The following is a 15,922-nucleotide window of genomic DNA, read 5'->3' on the forward strand; positions in this document are numbered from 1 at the left end:
GACACCGTCAATCCGGTATTCTGGTGAACCGGTGCGCTCATGGCGCGCCCTGTTCGCGCGCCTACCCGGTACGTCATCAATGACCACAGCCGGATGCGGGGCGCAGCATCCAGCGAGCAAGCAGTCAGAAGAAGGGTTCCGCGGTGTACGCGATCGTTCGTTGCGGCGGCAGGCAGCAGAAGGTCTCCGTCGGTGACGTCCTTGAAGTGGACAAGGTCGCCGGCGAGGTCGGTTCCACGGTTTCGCTGCCGACGGTCCTCGTCGTCAACGACGGCGACGTGACCACCGAGGCGGGCAAGTTCACGGTTGCCGCCGAGATTCTCGGTGAGACCAAGGGTCCGAAGATCCGGATTCTGAAGTACAAGAACAAGTCGGGGTACAAGAAGCGCCAGGGTCACCGCCAGCGGTACACCCAGGTGAAGATCACCGGCATCGACCAGGCCTGAGTTTCGGGAGTTTTGCGAGATGGCACATAAGAAGGGCGCGTCGTCCACTCGGAACGGCCGCGACTCCAACGCCCAGCGGCTCGGTGTGAAGCGCTTCGGCGGTCAGCTGGTCAACGCCGGCGAGATCATCGTTCGTCAGCGTGGCACCCACTTCCACCCCGGCGACAACGTCGGCCGTGGCAGTGACGACACGCTGTTCGCGCTGGCCGCAGGCCACGTTCTGTTCGGTGTCAAGCGCGGGCGCCGCGCGGTGAGCATCGTTCCGGTCGCGGAGTAGATTCGCACCGACAGACGTTGAGGGCAGGGGTGGATCGCATTCGGCGGTCCACCCCTGTTCGCGTTTTCCGCAGAAGTTCCCGTAGATAGAGGTAGGAAAGTAGAGATGCCGGACTTTGTGGACCAGGTGGTCCTGCACATCAAGGCCGGTGACGGGGGAAACGGCTGCGCCTCTGTCCATCGGGAGAAGTTCAAGCCGCTGGGGGGCCCGGACGGGGGCAACGGCGGCCGCGGCGGCGACGTGATCCTGGAGGTGGACGCCAACACGGCGACGCTCCTGGAGTACCACCGCCGCCCGCACCGCAAGGCCGACAACGGCAAGCAGGGACAGGGCTCCAACCGCGACGGTGCCAACGGTCCCGACATCGTCATCCCGGTGCCGGACGGCACCGTGGTCAAGGACGCCGACACCGGTGAGGTCCTCATCGACCTGGTCGGCGCGGGCACCCGCTATGTGATCGCCGAGGGCGGGCACGGCGGGCTCGGCAACGCCGCACTGGCCAGCGCCAAGCGCAAGGCCCCCGGGTTCGCGCTGCTCGGCGAGCCCGGCGACGAGCTCGACGTGATGCTGGAGATGAAGAGCGTCGCCGACGTGGCGCTGGTCGGCTTCCCCAGCGCGGGCAAGTCCTCCCTCATCGCGGCCCTCTCCGCGGCCCGGCCGAAGATCGCCGACTACCCGTTCACCACGCTGGTCCCCAACCTCGGGGTGGTCACCGCGGGCGCGACCGTCTTCACGGTCGCGGACGTCCCCGGCCTGATCCCCGGCGCCTCACAGGGCAAGGGCCTGGGGCACGAGTTCCTGCGCCATGTCGAGCGCTGCAACACGCTGGTGCACGTGATCGACTGCGCCACGATGGAGCCGGGCCGCGACCCCATCAGCGACTACGAGGCGATCGAGGCCGAGCTCGCGGCGTACGGCAAGCTGGAGGACCGGCCGCGCCTGGCGGTGCTCAACAAGTCCGACGTGCCCGACGCCCGCGACCTGGCCGACATCGTCGGGCCGATGCTCGAGGAGCGGGGGCTGCGGGTCTTCTCGATCTCCGCGGCCACCCACGAGGGGCTCAAGGAACTGACCTACGCCATGGGGGAGATGGTCGCCGCGGCCAGGGCCGCCGCCCCCGTCCCCGAGCCGACCCGACTGGTCATCAGGCCCAAGCAGCACGGTGACACCGGATTCGCCGTCCGCCGGATCGACGAGGACACCTTCCAGGTCACCGGGGCCAAGCCGGAGCGGTGGATCCGCCAGACCGACTTCACCAACGACGAGGCCGTGGGCTATCTGGCCGACCGGCTGGAGCGGCTCGGTGTCGAGGAGGAGCTCACCAAGGCCGGGGCGAAGGCCGGGGCCGAAGTGATCATCGGTTCCATGGAGAACGGCTACATCTTCGACTGGCAGCCGACGCTCAACGCCGAGGCCGTGCACCAGGGGCCGCGCGGGTCGGACAACCGGCTCGGTTAGTACGCTTCCCGCTGTTCTTCCAGTGATCATTTTTGAAAGGTGCGTGTCGTGGACTCTGCGCGCGAACGGATCCGTAAGGCCTCACGCCTCGTCGTGAAGGTGGGTTCGTCCTCGCTCACCACTCCGCAGGGAATGATCGACGTCGACCGGGTGGACGCCCTGGTCGACGTGCTCGGCGCCCGGCGGAAGTCCGGCACCCAGATCGTGCTGGTCTCCTCGGGCGCGATCGCGGCGGGCCTCGGCCCGCTGGGCCTGGCGGCCAGGCCACGCGACCTCGCCACCCAGCAGGCCGCGGCCTCGGTCGGCCAGGGCGTGCTGGTGGCCCGCTACACCTCCTCCTTCGCCAGGTACGGCCTGCGGGTCGGCCAGGTGCTGCTGACCGCCGACGACATGATGCGCCGCTCGCACCACGTCAACGCCGAGCGCACGCTGGCACGCCTGCTGGAGCTGGGCATCGTCCCGGTGGTCAACGAGAACGACACCGTGGCCACCGACGAGATCCGGTTCGGCGACAACGACCGCCTCGCCGCCCTGGTCGCACACCTGACCAGGGCCGACGCGCTGGTGCTGCTGTCGGATGTGGACGCCCTCTACGACGGCGACCCTCGCCGCCCCGGCGCCCGCCGGCTCACCGAGGTGCGCGGGCCCTCCGACCTCGTCGGGGTCGAGCTCGGCAAGGGCGGCGCGGTCGGCACCGGTGGCATGGTCACCAAGGTTCAGGCCGCCAAGATCGCCACAGGGGCGGGTGTTCCCGTGGTGCTGACCGCCGCCGCGCACGCGGCCCAGGCCCTCGCGGGAACCGATGTCGGCACCTACTTCCACCCGGAGGGCCGCCACCCGGGCACTCGCCTGCTCTGGCTGGCCCACGCCACCACCGGCCGAGGCCGGCTCCACCTGGACTCCGGCGCCGTCGAGGCGGTGGTGAGCCGCCGCAAGTCACTGCTTCCCGCGGGGGTCACGGCGGTCGAGGGCGACTTCGCGGCGGGCGACCCGGTGGATCTGTGCGATCCGCTCGGCCAGGTGGTCGCGCGCGGCCTGGTCAACTTCGACGCGGGGGAGATCCCCGGGCTGCTCGGTCGTTCCACCAGGGAACTGGCGGCCGCCCTGGGGCCCGAGTACGAACGAGAGCTCATCCACCGTGACGACATCGTCATACTGGAGTCCCACCACTAGTTCTTTTTGGAGCGCGAGATGTCCGAGGACTTCCTGAAGGTAGCCCTGGCGGCTAAAGAGGCCGCCGCCGAGCTGGCCCCGCTGCCGAGGGCGCCGAAGGATGCCGCGCTCCGGGTGGTCGCGGACGCGCTCGTGGCCGGGTCCGCCGAGATCGTCGCGGCCAACGCGCTCGACGTCGAGAAGGCCAGGGAGAGCGGGACCTCCGAATACATGATCGACCGTCTCAGCCTCGACGAGGCCAGGATCGAGGCGATCGCCGAGGCGGTCCGTCAGGTCGCCGACCTTCCCGACCCGGTGGGTGAGGTGATCCGGGGCAACACGCTGCCCAACGGACTGGAGTTGCGTCAGCTCCGGGTCCCGCTCGGGGTGATCGGCATCATCTACGAGGGCCGGCCCAACGTGACCGTGGACGCCGCGGCGCTCTGCCTCAAGAGCGGCAACGCCACCCTGCTGCGCGGCTCCTCCAGCGCGTACGAGTCCAACACGGTTCTCGTCAGGATCATGCAGGAGGCGCTGGCGGGCACCGAGGTGCCCGCGGGGGCCGTCCAGCTGGTTCCCGGGCTGACCCGCGACTCGGTCAAGCAGCTCATGCGGGCCCGCGGCCTGGTCGACGTGCTGATCCCGCGCGGCGGGGCCTCGCTGATCAATTCGGTGGTGGAGGAGTCCACGGTCCCGGTGATCGAGACCGGCGTGGGCAACTGCCACGTCTATGTCGACGCCGACGCCGACCTCGACCTGGCGATCCAGATCCTGATCAACGCCAAGGTCCAGCGCCCCTCGGTCTGCAACTCCGCGGAGACGCTCCTGGTGCACGCGGCCGTGGCGGACACCTTCGTGCCGCGCGCACTGGCCGCGCTGGCGGCGGAGGGCGTCACGGTGCACGGTGACGCCCGCGTCGCGGCGTACGGTGACGTGGTGCCCGCCGATGAGGAGGACTTCCGGATGGAGTACCTCTCGCTGGACATCGCGGCCGCCGTGGTCGACTCGCTGGAGGACGCGGTCGCGCACATCAGGAAGTACGGCTCAGCCCACACCGACGCGATCGTCACGCGCTCGGTCAGCGCCTCCCGCAGGTTCGTCGCCCTGGTCGACTCCGCGGCCGTGGCGGTCAACGCCTCGACCCGGTTCACCGACGGCGCGGAGTTCGGCTTCGGCGCGGAGATCGGTATCTCCACCCAGAAGCTGCACGCGCGCGGCCCCATGGGCCTGCCGGAGCTGACCTCGACCAAGTGGGTCTACACCGGCGAGGGCCACCTGCGCACCAGCGAGGGTACGGTCCTCGCCTCGGCCGAAGCCCGCCTGAGGTAGGGGCGCGGGCCGGGGAGCGTTCCCGACGCCGAGGACCAACGGCGTCGGGAACGCTCCGCGAGCCGCACGGTACGGGTGTGATCCATCGGGGTTCCCGGATCACCGCGCTGCCAGGCGCTCCGGGGTCTACGGTGTAGTCGGCACTCCGGAGGTTCATCGGGGGTCTCGTTCGATGACTTTGGTCATCACTGAGCGTTATGGTGTGTCGCTCCGTGTGATCACGGTCGCTTATGGTTTGACTGGACTTCATGGAAATCGTCGTTGCATTCCTCTTCATAGCTTTTGTCGTTTTTGGTGCGGACCGGCTACTGCTGCTCATGGAGAGCCGCGGACACGTCAACTGGCGCCGTACCCGGCGCCGCGACCTGTCGGCGGAACCCACCGCGAAGCTCGACAGCCTGCTGGAAGACCCGGTCCGCAAGCCCACGCGCCGGCCCTGAGACGCTCCGCCCGTGGCCTGACCCGAGCCTGACGAGGCGCACGAGGAGGCGCGCGTCCCGCCATGCCGATCTTTCCGGGAGTCCGGCGTGCCATCGGGAAAACGTCACACTCGCCCGCTATGGTGTGGTCTCCTACGGCTGGACAGCAGGGAAGCGAGCGGGAGCGAGCGACCCGATAGGCGCAGCGGTCCCTGACCCATGTGGCCGACGCAGGAGGTCACATGGGTCGTCTCGGGCGGGTCGGTCCTTACACGTTGCTGGAGCGTCTCGGCCGGGGAGGCATGGGCGAGGTCTACCTCGCCGTCGGCCGCCGTGGTGACAACGTCGCGCTCAAGGTCCTCCACGACATGGTCGACACCGACTCCGAGGCCCGGGTGCGTCTGGAGCGGGAGGTCCGTGCCCTTCGCAGGGTCGAGAGCCCCTACGTGGCCCGCGTCGTCGACGCCGACCTCAACGGTGATCGGCCCTACCTGGTCATGGAGCACATCGAGGGAGAGACCCTCCTGGAGCGGGTGCGGCGCGGCGGTCCCCTGGAAGGCGGCCTGCTCACCCTCGCACAGGGGCTGGCCACCGCCTTGTCGATCATCCACGCGGCCGGGGTCGTCCACCGTGACCTCAAACCCGCCAACGTGCTGGTCAACGAGGACGACGAGCCCGTCCTCATCGACTTCGGCATCGCCCACGTCCTGGACGCCACCAGACTCACCCTGACCGGCACCTTCCTCGGCACCCCCGGTTACGCCGCCCCCGAGCTGTTCGCCGACGAGCCCGTGGGCGAGCCCGCGGACGTGCACGCCTGGGCGGCCACCGTGGCCTTCGCCGCGACCGGCAGGCCCACCTTCGGCAGGGGCACGGTCGAGGCGCAGATGTACGCGATCCTCAACGGTCAGGCCGATCTTGAGGGTGTCCCGGCAGCCCTGCTGCCCCTGATCCGCGCGGCCCTGCACCGTGAGCCGGCCAAGCGCCCCACCGCGGCCCTTCTCGCCGGCCGCCTCGGCCGCCTCGCCCGGGTGGCCTCGCCCGAGGCGGGGATCTCCCAGAAGGCGGCAGGCTCCGCAGGGGAGAAGCCCGGCGGAGCCAGGAAGCAGGAGAGCCGTCCCAAGCCCCGCGCCAAGGGCGACGAGCCCGCGAGGAGCGGCCGATCGGCCAGGGGAAGGTCGCCCGCCCCGGCGGCGGAAGGCTCGGCGGGGCCCGCGCGGGCGGTACGCCCCCCTGCCGCCGCGGAGGGCACGCCACGTGGCGGACGGGCGGCGCTCGCCTCCGGTGAGGCGCCCCGCGCGGGGCGAGTGCTCCCCGCGGCGGGGGAGACGTCGCGGGGCGGGCGTCAGGCCTCCCCGGCCGCTGAGGCGTCCAGCGGTGGGCGTGCGGCTCTCGCGGCAGGTGAGGCGTCGCGGGGCGGGCGTTCCTCCGCCGCGGATGGCCGGGCGACCCGGCGCCGGGCGGGCGGGCGGTCCGGCGGCGCGGCAGGGGAGGCTCAGGCCCCTGGCCGGGCAGGACCACTGCCCACGGGCAACGCGGCGCTGCTCCTGCTGGCGGTGCTGGCCGTGCCGTGCGTCGTGGCCACGGTCATCTGGCCGCCGGCCACCTTCGCCGTCACCGGCCTGTTCGCCGCACTGGCCCGCGCGCTCTGGGGCGGGCACTGGCTGGTCAGGAAGCGCAAGTCGGCCAGGGTCCGGGTGGCCCTGCGGGTGCTGGGCTTTCCGGTGATCTTCGCCGCCTCGCTGCTGACCGTCCTGGCCTGGCCGGGGCTGCCGGCGGCCGCCCTGGCGGGTCTCGCACTCTGGCTGACCCTCGGTGGCTCGCTGCCACCGGAGTGGTGGCTGCACTCGGCCCCGATCGCCGTCTCCGGCGTCGTGTTCGGCGTCGTCTGTGGCGGTCTCCTCGGCCGGGAGATCGAGCGGATCGGCACCGAGCTCGTCGAGCTCCGCAAGGAGGGGCTGCGCGCGCTCGCCGTGCTGGGCGGCTTCGTCGCCCTGTGCTCGGCGGCCGTACGCGCGATCGCCCTTCTCGTGTAGGGGACGTCCTTTCGTCAGGGAGGCCCCCGGCGCCAGGTCCCGGCCGGTGGTGGGGGTTCGCGTCGGCTCAGGCGACCTTGGACGGTATGGCGGCCCAGGTGTCGCGGGAGGCCGGGGCGCCGGTGATGTGACCCACGTTCGTTCAGGCGCCGCGGTCGGTCCCCTTGCCCGCAGGATCACCGTTGACCTTCAGGGGGCGCGGCAACGCGTTCCGGTCCTGCCATACCTGTTGAATAAAAAAGGGCCCGTCCGGGCCCTTTTGGTGGAACTCTCGGCTAATTTCCATCGCGGCGGGAGAAGCGATTGAAGATGCGCTCCCCGGCGTTGACAGCACCTTCCGCCACGTCACGCAGAACACCGATGAACGGGTCCTGGGACTGCGACCAGGACTCGCGGTAGGAGCGGGCGGCAGCCCGGACCTCCTCGGAGATCTTCGCGTTGGAGTCGTCGGCGCGGCGGGGGTAGTCGCCGGCGATGATCGTGTCGTACTCGCCGCCGCGGCGCCACTTGTCGAGCTCGGCGACGCGGGAGACGGCGAACGGATGGGTGGTGCCCAGCAGGTTGAGGACCTTGAGCAGGCCGTCGCGGACGTCGCCCGCGGTGTCGTACTCCCGTGCCTGGTCGAGGAAGGCCTCGATGTTCATCTCGTGCAGGCGCGAGCCGCCGGCGAGCTTCATCAGGGCGCGCAGCGCCGCATCGGGGTCCTGGCCGCAGAGCAGGCCGCCGCGGTCGGCGGAGAGCTCGGACTTGCGGTGCCACTCCTCCAGGCCGGCCACGATCGCGCGCAGGCCGATGTAGCCGAGCGGGATCCAGGCCACGCGCGAGGCCAGACGGGTCAGGATGTCGAGCATGGTGCGGTAGACGGCGTGGCCCGACAGGATATGGGCGGTCTCGTGGCCGATGACGAAGCGCTGCTCCTCCAAATCCATCAGGTCCAGCAGGCCGGTCGTGACGACGATGAACGGGTCGTCGAAACCGATCGCCTTCGCCTGCACCAGCGGGCTCTGCTGCACGTAGACCTCGGGAATGCGGTGGAGGTCGAGCGTGTAGGCCGCGTCGCGGCCCATGTCGTGCAGTGCTCGGAACTGCGTGTCACCGGTGCGTACGGCCGAGGCGAGGTAGATCAGGCGCAGGCGGCGCTCACTGACCAGGCCGGACATCTGCTTGAGCACCGTGTCGAATCCGCTGAGCGATCGGAGGGCGACCAGCGCGGACCGGTCAGCGGGATGTTCGTAGGCGCGTGAGCTGATGCCGGGAAGCTGCACGCGGTTGCGATCCGGGGTGGTGGTCATGTCCGGCATGCTACGTCGGGTCTGCCTGCCACGCGCGGGGGGTGATTAAAAGCTCTGTACGGCTTGCGCGTATGGTCCGTTTCATGATGAACGCGCCTACCGGTCGGGGGAAGCGGCGCCTGGGCGTCATGGGCGGGACCTTTGATCCGATCCACCATGGTCACCTGGTCGCGGCCAGTGAGGTCGCCCACCACTTCGACCTCGACGAGGTGGTCTTCGTGCCGACGGGACAGCCCTGGCAGAAAGCCGACAGGACCGTCTCCGCCGCGGAGGACCGGTATCTCATGACGGTCATCGCGACCGCGTCCAACCCTCGCTTCTCGGTGAGCCGCGTCGACATCGACCGCCCGGGGCCGACCTTCACCATCGACACGCTCCGGGAGATCTCCTCTGCCTGGGGGCCCGACGTCGATCTCTACTTCATCACCGGCGCCGATGCCCTGGCCCAGATCCTGAGCTGGCGCGACGTCGACGAGCTGTTCACCATCGCGCACTTCGTGGGCGCCACCAGGCCCGGCCACGTCCTGCACGACCCCGGCCTTCCCGAGGGGAAGGTCAGCCTGGTGGAGATCCCGGCGCTGGCCATCTCGTCGTCGGAGTGCCGCGAGCGGGTGGCCGCCGGGGAGCCCATCTGGTACCTCGTGCCCGACGGCATCGTCCAGTACATCAACAAGCGTGGCCTCTACGGCAAGGCGTCATCTGAGGGGGATCGTCCCCGGCGGTTGGGGCAGGGCAGGCCGGAAGAGAATCTGTGAATCGCGATGATCTGCGGAAATGGCGCAAGTCAGAACGTGTTTCGCTATGATTCGAGAAGTTTGCGTGGGACGGGTGTCCACAGCTCAACCGGCTTGATCGCCGAATGACCCGGGCACCTGCCCGTCCCACCCGAGATCGGCAGGCGCGGCCCCGACCGCGCGGTACGCCCCCGATCAGACCGCCAATCCGTTTGCGGTACGGAATCGGGCGGCCCACGATAGGCGTTGTTCAAACGGTGGCTCTTCAACGAGCGCCGAATCGGGCACCCTGATAGGTGACAGCGCCGACTAGCAGGAGGACTGACCCACACCGTGACAGCAACCGACAGATCCATCCAGCTCGTCAGGCTCGCCGCCGAGGCGGCGGCGGACAAGCTGGCCGATGACATCCTCGCCTATGACGTGAGCGACCAGCTCGTCATCACCGACGCGTTCGTGCTCTGCTCCGCCACCAACGACCGCCAGGTCCGCGCCATCGTCGACGAGATCGAGGATCGGCTGCGGATCGAGGCCGACGCCAAGCCCGTCCGCCGCGAGGGCGAGCGCGAGGGCCGCTGGGTCCTGCTGGACTACATCGACATCGTCGTGCACGTCCAGCACGAGGAAGACCGCACCTTCTACGCGCTCGAGCGCCTGTGGAAGGACTGCCCCTCCATCGCGCTGCCGGACAGCGTGACCCAGGTCGCCGCCCAGCGCGCCCGCGGGGCGGTAGCTGAGTGAGCCGTCGCGTCGTCTGTCTCAGACATGGTCAGACGCTGTGGAACGTCGAACACCGCTTCCAGGGCCACAGCGACATCCCGCTTGACGAGACCGGGATCGCGCAGGCGACCCGTGCGGCCTCGCTGCTCGCCGCGCTCCGCCCGAGCATGATCGTCTCCTCCGACCTCCAACGGGCCTTCGACACGGCCTCGGCACTGGCCCGCGTCACCGGCCTGAACGTCATGGTCGACAAGGATCTGCGAGAGCGGGGCGGCGGGCAGTGGGAAGGGCTCACCCGGGAGGAGATCTCCGCGGGTTGGCCCAGGGAGTTCGCGGCCTGGGAGGCGCCGGGCGGCGAGGAGGTCGGTGACGTCGCCGACAGGGTGGCTTCGGCGGTGCGCCGCTGGGCCGCGCAGGTCGACTCCGACGGCCTGCTCGTCGTCGCCTCCCACGGGGCGGCGATCCGGCTCGGCATCGCCAAGCTCATGAACCTGCCGCAGGAGCTCTGGCCCGCCCTGGGCGGCCTGGGAAACTGTTCCTGGTCGGTGCTGGAGGAGTCGCGCAAGGGCTGGCGCCTGCTGGAGCACAACGCCGGAACCCTCCCCGAGCCGGTCAGCAGCGACGACAGCCCCGAGGCCACCCAGGAGTGACCTCGCCGGTGCGGCTTGCGCCCCGGTGGCGGGCGCGGGCCGTGTGGCCGTCGATTAGGTGAACATGTCGGTGTCCTTATATGCTTCCCAAGCGCCGCGACGAGAGCACTCGAAGCGGTGACAAGGGGCTATGGCGCAGCTGGTAGCGCGCCTCCATGGCATGGAGGAGGTCTGGGGTTCGAATCCCCATAGCTCCACAGTTGAACCGCCTCTGACCTGCGCTTTCGTGCAGGGCAGAGGCGGCTTCCGTTTCTGGCCGCGGATCCCGGCGCGTCTTGCCGGGCCGGCCGCGCGCCCTCCGTCTGAACGTGAGGCCGGCCCGGTGAGACGCGCGGGGGATCACGGACGTGGGTGGCGTACGCGATCCCTTCCGCGCTCCTTCATGATCGTGCAGCCGGAATGGCGAAACAGCGTGCTTTAGCTGCTCTTAAGGCGTGCTTACGTGCGATCTAACCAATGTCTGACTTCTCCGCTCCCCGAGGGAAGCGGCTTCTCACCTCCCTCGAACGAGGCGGGCGACGGCCAAGCCTTGCCCGTTTCCGGCGCGGGACCCACAAAAGGGAAGAAACGCGCCTATCGCGCAACCTCTGATGGTCTCCCCGCCAAGCATGACGGTGACCTTCAGCGGGCTGTTCAACGCGGTGCGTTCCCGCGGGACCAGCGGCCGCGGACCAGGCGCCGGGTGATGCGCGGAGGCCGATCGTGCCGGTCGGTGCGGAACCAGAGCTGGACCCTGGCGCCGCCGAGGGAGGAGGCGTCGATCCGTAGCGTGCCGCCGGTGGACTCGGCGAGCCGGCGGGCGATGTCCAGGCCCAACCCGGTGGATCCCGCGCCGCTGCTCCCGCGCCGCAGCGCCGCCTCCGGGTCGGGGATCCCGGGACCGGTGTCGGCGATCAGCATGCCGACGGTGCCCGAGCCCTGGTGCAGGGTCACCGTGAACGCCGTGCCCTCGGGGGTGTGCCGGAAGATGTTGCCGAGCAGGGCGTCCAGCACGGCGCTGAGCTCTCCTGCCGCGACCGGAACCCGCGTGGGGGTCGAGGCGCCGATCAACTCCCAGGCGCGCTGCTGGTCCTCGGCCAGGGCGGACCAGAAGGTCAGCCGCTCGCGCAGCACCTCGGCGGCGTCACAGTGGACGAGCTCCGGCGCCAGGGAGGGTTGCCTGGCCGCCGCGATGATCTGGTCCACCTCCGCTTCCAGGCGGCCCAGCGCGCTCCTGCTCTGTTCGGCCTCGGGCCCCAGGTGGTCCAGGCTGAGCCGGAGCGCGGTGAGGGGTGTGCGCAGGCGGTGCGACAGGTCGGCGGCCATCTCCCGCTCGGCGGCCAGGAGCTGGACCACGCGGTCGGCCATGCTGTTGAACGCCTCACCGGCCGCGACCAGCTCGGGTGGGCCCTCCGGCTCGATGCGGACGCTGAGATCTCCGGCGCCCAGCGCGCTCGCCGCCCTGCCCAGGCGCCGGGCCGAACGCACCACCCGGACGCCCAGCCGGTCGCCGACCAGCAGGGAGCCGGCGACGAGCACCGTCGCCACCCCGCTCAGCACGGCCCACGACGCGGCGACGCCCCGGGTGAGGTCGTCCGAGGGGATGAAGATCTCAATGACCACGGTCCGCCCGCCCTCCAGGGCGACCGGGCGCAGCAGGAGGTAGCCGGTGTCCATCTCCGCGGTGATGGCCCTGGTCAGCCGGGAGGCGGCGGCCACGGTCTCGGCGGGGGCCCTGACGGTGCCGGCCGAGCCGCCGCCGGGCAGGTGGACCGCGATCCGGTCCTGCGCGCCCGTGCTGAGCAGCGCGTGGGTGAGCCGGGTCTCCTCGACGGTGATGGCCAGCACCGGGACCAGAGCCGACGCCTGCCGTTCGGCCTCGGCCATGGCCCGGCCGTAGGCGATCTCCCTGACGATGAGCCCGAGCGGGATCAGGAAGGCCAGGGCGACCATCGAGGTCCCGGCGACGGTGAGCAGGGCCAGGGTCCGTCTCACGACGGTGTGATCAACATGACCCCCACGCCGCGTACGGTGTGCAGGTAGCGGGGGGAGGACGCGCTCTCGCCGAGTTTGCGCCGCAGCCACGACAGGTGGACGTCGATCGTCTGGTCGTCGCCGTAGGACTGCTGCCACACCTCGGTGAGCAACTCCTTGCGGGAGACCACCCGGTCGGCGCGGGCGGCGAGGTAGGCGAGGAGGTCGAACTCGCGTCTGGTGAGGGTGAGAGGGGCGCCGTCCAGGTGGGCCTCGCGCCGGTTCAGGTCCACCGACAGCGCGCCGACGCACAGTAGCGGTGGCGGGGTCGCGCTCCGCGCCCGGCGCAACACGGCGTCCAGGCGGGCGTTCAGGTGGTCGCCGGAGAACGGCTTCACCAGATAGTCGTCGGCCCCCGCCTGGAGCAGACGGACGATCTCCGCTTCGTTGTCCCTGGCCGTGGCGATGATGACGGGGACACTGGATACGCTGCGGACCATCTTGAGAGCCTCCGCCCCGTCCAGATCGGGTAGCCCGAGGTCGAGGACCACCGCGTCCGGGGGGTTCTGGGTGATCTCCCTCAGGGCGTCGAGGGCACGTCCCGCGCTGCGCACGACGTGCTGGCGCCTGCTGAGTTCCTGAATGATCGCGGACCGTACGTACTCGTCATCTTCGACCACCAGAACTGTCGCCATGTCGTGTAACGGTAGTGAATAGTGGGACATGTAACGTAATAATCCGTGACATGCGGCAAACGCTGGGGTTCATAGCGGTGTGGTGCGGAGCCACCGTCCTGGCGATCTCGGTCGCCTGGTTCGGCGTCCGCGACGTGCTCCGCAGCGAGGTCTTCGAGGACGCGAGCATCGAGCCCCTCAACGCCGCCATCGGCCGCACCGGAGACTCGCGGCTCCCGCTGGGGGCGCCGACGGGACCGCAGATCATCGGCGTGCCGACGGCCTCCTCGGAACCCGTCCGTACCCCGGCGCCCCGTCTCATCCCGCCCACGCGGGATACCACCGGATCTCAGCCGGCCCGTTCCCCGTCGAGGACGGCCACGCCGGTGCGCACGCGGGACGCCGGGCTCTCCCGGTCGGCGCCGTCCTCCTCGCCGTCCGGATCCGGTGCGCCGTCGCCCACCGCGCCCAAGCCGGCGGCCACCAGGACCAGGTCGATCTCGACCGAGAACCTGCGCGTGGTGAACGTCAAGGGCGGTTCGGTCTCGTTCGCCATCGAGAACGGTGTGTGCCGTCTGATCGCCGCGGCCCCCAACGCGGGCTACGAGGCCAAGGTCGCCTCGGCCACCGGGTGGATCCGGGTCGACCTGGTCAAGGGAGAGCACGGCTCTGCGGTCTTCTGCATCGGCGGGGAGAGCCGTACAGACCTGTGGGAATACTAGGGTTCGCCGATCTCGCGCAGTCGTGCGGCGGCCTCGGTGATGCGATCCTCGCCGAAGACCGCGATGCCGTGCAGTTCGAGCAGGGCCGAGGTGACTCCGTGACCGGGGACGCGCCGGCCGGCGAAGGTGCCGTCGTAGACGGTCAGGCTGCCGCAGGAGGGGCTGCCCTCCTTCAGGATCGCCACCTTCACGTCGAAGGACCTGGCGACGGCGAGCGCCGCCTGAGCGCCGGCGAGGAAGGCGGCCGTGACGTCGGCACCCCCGGTGGTCAGCACCCGGGCCGTCCCGGAGAGCACCGCCGCGCCTCCGGCGCCGCCCTCGATCTCCGCGGCGGGGCGCGGGACGGGCAGGCCGCCCTCGACCTCCGGGCAGAACGGAACGAGCCTCCCCTGGCGCCGCCACGCGGCCAGCAGTGCGTCGCCGCTCGTCTTGGCGGCCCCGTCGTAACGGACCTTCCGCCCCATCAGGCAGGCGCTGACCAGGATCCTTTCCACGGTCTCAGAATAGGCGCCGTGAAGGAGGGGGTGAGGGGGGCGGGCAGTACCCTACTGCTCATGCTTTTCGATCCCCTGCGGTCTCGATGATCGGCCCGCTCGCGACCGGCCTGATCCTGTTCTCCCTGGCGGTCGGCCTGGTCAGCCTCCTGACCACCATGCGGAACAGAGCGATGGGCACCGTGCTTCTCGTCGCGCTCGGGGTGCTGGAGGTCGGACTGCTGGTCCAGGCCGGGTTCGTGATCGCCGCGATGGTGCGGGGCGAGGGGCCGGCGAGCTCGGCCACGCTCATCGGCTACCTGGCGGGCAGCGTGGTGATCCCGCCGGTGGCGGCCTTCTGGGGGATCGGCGAGCGCTCACGCTGGGGGCCCGCGGTGGTCGCGGTGGCGGGCTTCGCGATTCCCGGCATGGTCGGGCGGCTGCTCCAGGTCTGGCAGGGGATGCCGTGAGCGAGCCGGCGATCGGCAGCGGACCCGGCCGCGCGCTGGTGGCGGTCTACGGGGTGTTCGCCCTGGCCGCGGGGGCCCGCGCCGCGGTGCAGATCGCGACGCGCCTGCAGGAGGCCCCGCTGGCCTACTGGCTGTCGGCGTTCGCCGCCGCCGTCTACATCGTGCTCACCGTCGCGCTGGCCAGGGGGAACCGGACCCTGGCGCTGGTCGCCTGCGGGATCGAGCTGGCCGGGGTGCTCATCGTCGGCACGCTCAGCATGGTCTACCCAGAGGCGTTCCCGCGTGCCACAGTCTGGTCGGGTTATGGAAGCGGATATCTCTTCATCCCGTTTGTGCTGCCAGTCCTGGGGCTTTACTGGCTTCTGCGGCGCCGCTAGTTAGGTCCGGCCCGCACCGGGCAGGTCTGCCTCCCGAACCGACCGAACCACAAGGGAGGCACGGTCATGAGCTCGATTGAACAGTCAGTCGACGTCAACGTCCCGATCCGGACCGCGTACAACCAGTGGACCCAGTTCGAGAGCTTTCCCGAATTCATGGAAGGCGTGGAGTCGATCAAGCAACTCAGCGACACGCGTACCGCGTGGGTCGTCGAGATCGCGGGGGTCCGCCGGGAGTTCCAGGCGGAGATAACCGAGCAGCACCCCGACGAGCGGGTGGCCTGGAGATCGGTCGAGCGGCCGCACCAGGCCGGTGTGGTGACCTTCCACCACCTCGGTCCGGACACCACCCGGGTCACGCTCCAGATGGAGTACGACCCCGAGGGGTTCGTCGAGACCGTCGGCGACTGGCTGCAGATCGTCCGCCTGCGGGTCCGCGGTGACCTGGAGCGTTTCAAGACCTTCATCGAGTCGCGCGGTGGCGAGACCGGCGCCTGGCGCGGGGATGTGCCGGGACCGCACGAGCACGGCGCCCGGGTCGGCGGCACCGGCACGACAGGTGGCTACGGCTCTGACGAGCCCGCACCTCCGCGCACCGTGGGCCAGGGTTACCCGCCGGAGTCCGCGCTTCCGCCTCCCGGCGGTGAGCCGCTGCCGCCGGCCGGCCGCCGGCTCGGCGAGGAGCCGCCGCTCACCCCGGGGCCACGCATCTGACGCTCGCGGGTCCGGGATGACCGCCT

The 15,922-nt window shown here is 70.4% G+C and carries 18 protein-coding genes and 1 tRNA gene; 15 read left to right on the forward strand and 4 right to left on the reverse strand.

Translation table 11 applies throughout. The features are described 5' to 3' along the window. Positions 1–143 precede the first annotated feature (143 nt). The 7 genes from rplU (at position 144) to ACWD3H_RS40800 (ending at position 7,117) form a co-directional block, all read left to right on the forward strand. The gene (rplU, locus tag ACWD3H_RS40770; RefSeq protein ID WP_030924785.1) at positions 144–446 is read left to right on the forward strand and encodes a 50S ribosomal protein L21; all 303 of its coding nucleotides are present in this window, start codon (positions 144–146) and stop codon (positions 444–446) included. A 19-nt stretch (positions 447–465) separates the two neighbouring features. Further along, positions 466–723, forward strand: a complete 258-nt coding sequence (rpmA, locus tag ACWD3H_RS40775; RefSeq protein WP_030924780.1) for a 50S ribosomal protein L27 — start codon at positions 466–468, stop codon at positions 721–723. 105 nt (positions 724–828) lie between these two features. Further along, positions 829–2,181 carry a GTPase ObgE gene (gene obgE, locus ACWD3H_RS40780; protein ID WP_350928847.1) on the forward strand — a complete coding sequence of 451 codons (1,353 nt, stop codon included), beginning with the start codon at positions 829–831 and terminating at the stop codon, positions 2,179–2,181. Between the two features lie 48 nt (positions 2,182–2,229). Beyond that, the gene (gene proB / locus ACWD3H_RS40785) at positions 2,230–3,354 is read left to right on the forward strand and encodes a glutamate 5-kinase (RefSeq protein WP_451958838.1); all 1,125 of its coding nucleotides are present in this window, start codon (positions 2,230–2,232) and stop codon (positions 3,352–3,354) included. A gap of 18 nt (positions 3,355–3,372) precedes the next feature. Beyond that, complete coding sequence (locus tag ACWD3H_RS40790) at positions 3,373–4,662, forward strand: glutamate-5-semialdehyde dehydrogenase (RefSeq protein ID WP_350961697.1); 1,290 nt, start codon at positions 3,373–3,375, stop codon at positions 4,660–4,662. Between the two features lie 248 nt (positions 4,663–4,910). Then, positions 4,911–5,102, forward strand: a complete 192-nt coding sequence (locus tag ACWD3H_RS40795; RefSeq protein WP_350928854.1) for a hypothetical protein — start codon at positions 4,911–4,913, stop codon at positions 5,100–5,102. A gap of 221 nt (positions 5,103–5,323) precedes the next feature. Continuing rightward, complete coding sequence (locus tag ACWD3H_RS40800) at positions 5,324–7,117, forward strand: protein kinase domain-containing protein (RefSeq protein ID WP_451958839.1); 1,794 nt, start codon at positions 5,324–5,326, stop codon at positions 7,115–7,117. A 275-nt stretch (positions 7,118–7,392) separates the two neighbouring features. Here the strand turns inward: ACWD3H_RS40800 and ACWD3H_RS40805 are convergent, their stop codons facing one another. Next, the gene (locus ACWD3H_RS40805) at positions 7,393–8,418 is read right to left on the reverse strand and encodes a M48 family metallopeptidase (protein ID WP_451958840.1); all 1,026 of its coding nucleotides are present in this window, start codon (positions 8,416–8,418) and stop codon (positions 7,393–7,395) included. 74 nt (positions 8,419–8,492) lie between these two features. On the opposite strand from ACWD3H_RS40805, the gene nadD reads away from it, so the two are divergent. The 4 genes from nadD to ACWD3H_RS40825 all read left to right on the forward strand — a co-directional run bounded on the left by nadD (position 8,493) and on the right by ACWD3H_RS40825 (position 10,710). Beyond that, positions 8,493–9,164 carry a nicotinate-nucleotide adenylyltransferase gene (gene nadD / locus ACWD3H_RS40810; protein WP_350928860.1) on the forward strand — a complete coding sequence of 224 codons (672 nt, stop codon included), beginning with the start codon at positions 8,493–8,495 and terminating at the stop codon, positions 9,162–9,164. A gap of 312 nt (positions 9,165–9,476) precedes the next feature. Then, a complete protein-coding gene (rsfS, locus tag ACWD3H_RS40815; RefSeq protein WP_030924760.1) occupies positions 9,477–9,884 on the forward strand; it encodes a ribosome silencing factor in 408 nt (135 codons plus the stop codon). Further along, positions 9,881–10,513: a histidine phosphatase family protein gene (locus ACWD3H_RS40820; RefSeq protein WP_355562626.1), complete on the forward strand. Its 633-nt coding sequence runs from the start codon at positions 9,881–9,883 to the stop codon at positions 10,511–10,513. Before rsfS ends, ACWD3H_RS40820 begins: the two co-directional genes overlap by 4 nt. 124 nt (positions 10,514–10,637) lie before the next feature. Beyond that, positions 10,638–10,710 (forward strand) — tRNA-Ala (locus ACWD3H_RS40825). Between the two features lie 436 nt (positions 10,711–11,146). Here ACWD3H_RS40825 and ACWD3H_RS40830 read toward each other — a convergent pair. Together ACWD3H_RS40830 and ACWD3H_RS40835 are read right to left on the reverse strand one after the other, a co-directional pair. Next, on the reverse strand, positions 11,147–12,487 hold the full coding sequence (locus ACWD3H_RS40830; protein ID WP_451958841.1) for a sensor histidine kinase: 1,341 nt from the start codon (positions 12,485–12,487) through the stop codon (positions 11,147–11,149). Beyond that, positions 12,484–13,161, reverse strand: a complete 678-nt coding sequence (locus ACWD3H_RS40835) for a response regulator transcription factor (RefSeq protein WP_451958842.1) — start codon at positions 13,159–13,161, stop codon at positions 12,484–12,486. The genes ACWD3H_RS40830 and ACWD3H_RS40835 overlap by 4 nt, the downstream gene beginning before the upstream one ends. A 50-nt stretch (positions 13,162–13,211) precedes the next feature. Between ACWD3H_RS40835 and ACWD3H_RS40840 the strand changes: the two genes are divergently transcribed. Continuing rightward, the gene (locus ACWD3H_RS40840) at positions 13,212–13,862 is read left to right on the forward strand and encodes a hypothetical protein (RefSeq protein ID WP_451958843.1); all 651 of its coding nucleotides are present in this window, start codon (positions 13,212–13,214) and stop codon (positions 13,860–13,862) included. On the opposite strand, the gene ACWD3H_RS40845 is transcribed toward ACWD3H_RS40840, so the two are convergent. After that, entirely contained in the window at positions 13,859–14,356 is a 498-nt protein-coding gene (locus ACWD3H_RS40845; protein ID WP_355562635.1) for a DUF523 domain-containing protein, read from the reverse strand. The genes ACWD3H_RS40840 and ACWD3H_RS40845 overlap by 4 nt on opposite strands. 86 nt (positions 14,357–14,442) lie before the next feature. On the opposite strand from ACWD3H_RS40845, the gene ACWD3H_RS40850 reads away from it, so the two are divergent. From ACWD3H_RS40850 to ACWD3H_RS40860, 3 genes are all read left to right on the forward strand, one after another. After that, positions 14,443–14,805 carry a hypothetical protein gene (locus ACWD3H_RS40850; RefSeq protein WP_350928873.1) on the forward strand — a complete coding sequence of 121 codons (363 nt, stop codon included), beginning with the start codon at positions 14,443–14,445 and terminating at the stop codon, positions 14,803–14,805. Beyond that, on the forward strand, positions 14,802–15,182 hold the full coding sequence (locus tag ACWD3H_RS40855) for a hypothetical protein (protein WP_451958844.1): 381 nt from the start codon (positions 14,802–14,804) through the stop codon (positions 15,180–15,182). The genes ACWD3H_RS40850 and ACWD3H_RS40855 overlap by 4 nt, the downstream gene beginning before the upstream one ends. Positions 15,183–15,248: 66 nt before the next feature. Next, positions 15,249–15,896 carry an SRPBCC family protein gene (locus ACWD3H_RS40860; RefSeq protein WP_355562642.1) on the forward strand — a complete coding sequence of 216 codons (648 nt, stop codon included), beginning with the start codon at positions 15,249–15,251 and terminating at the stop codon, positions 15,894–15,896. The last annotated feature ends 26 nt before the right edge of the window (positions 15,897–15,922 follow it).

Source organism: Streptosporangium sp. NPDC002607 (assembly GCF_053592655.1).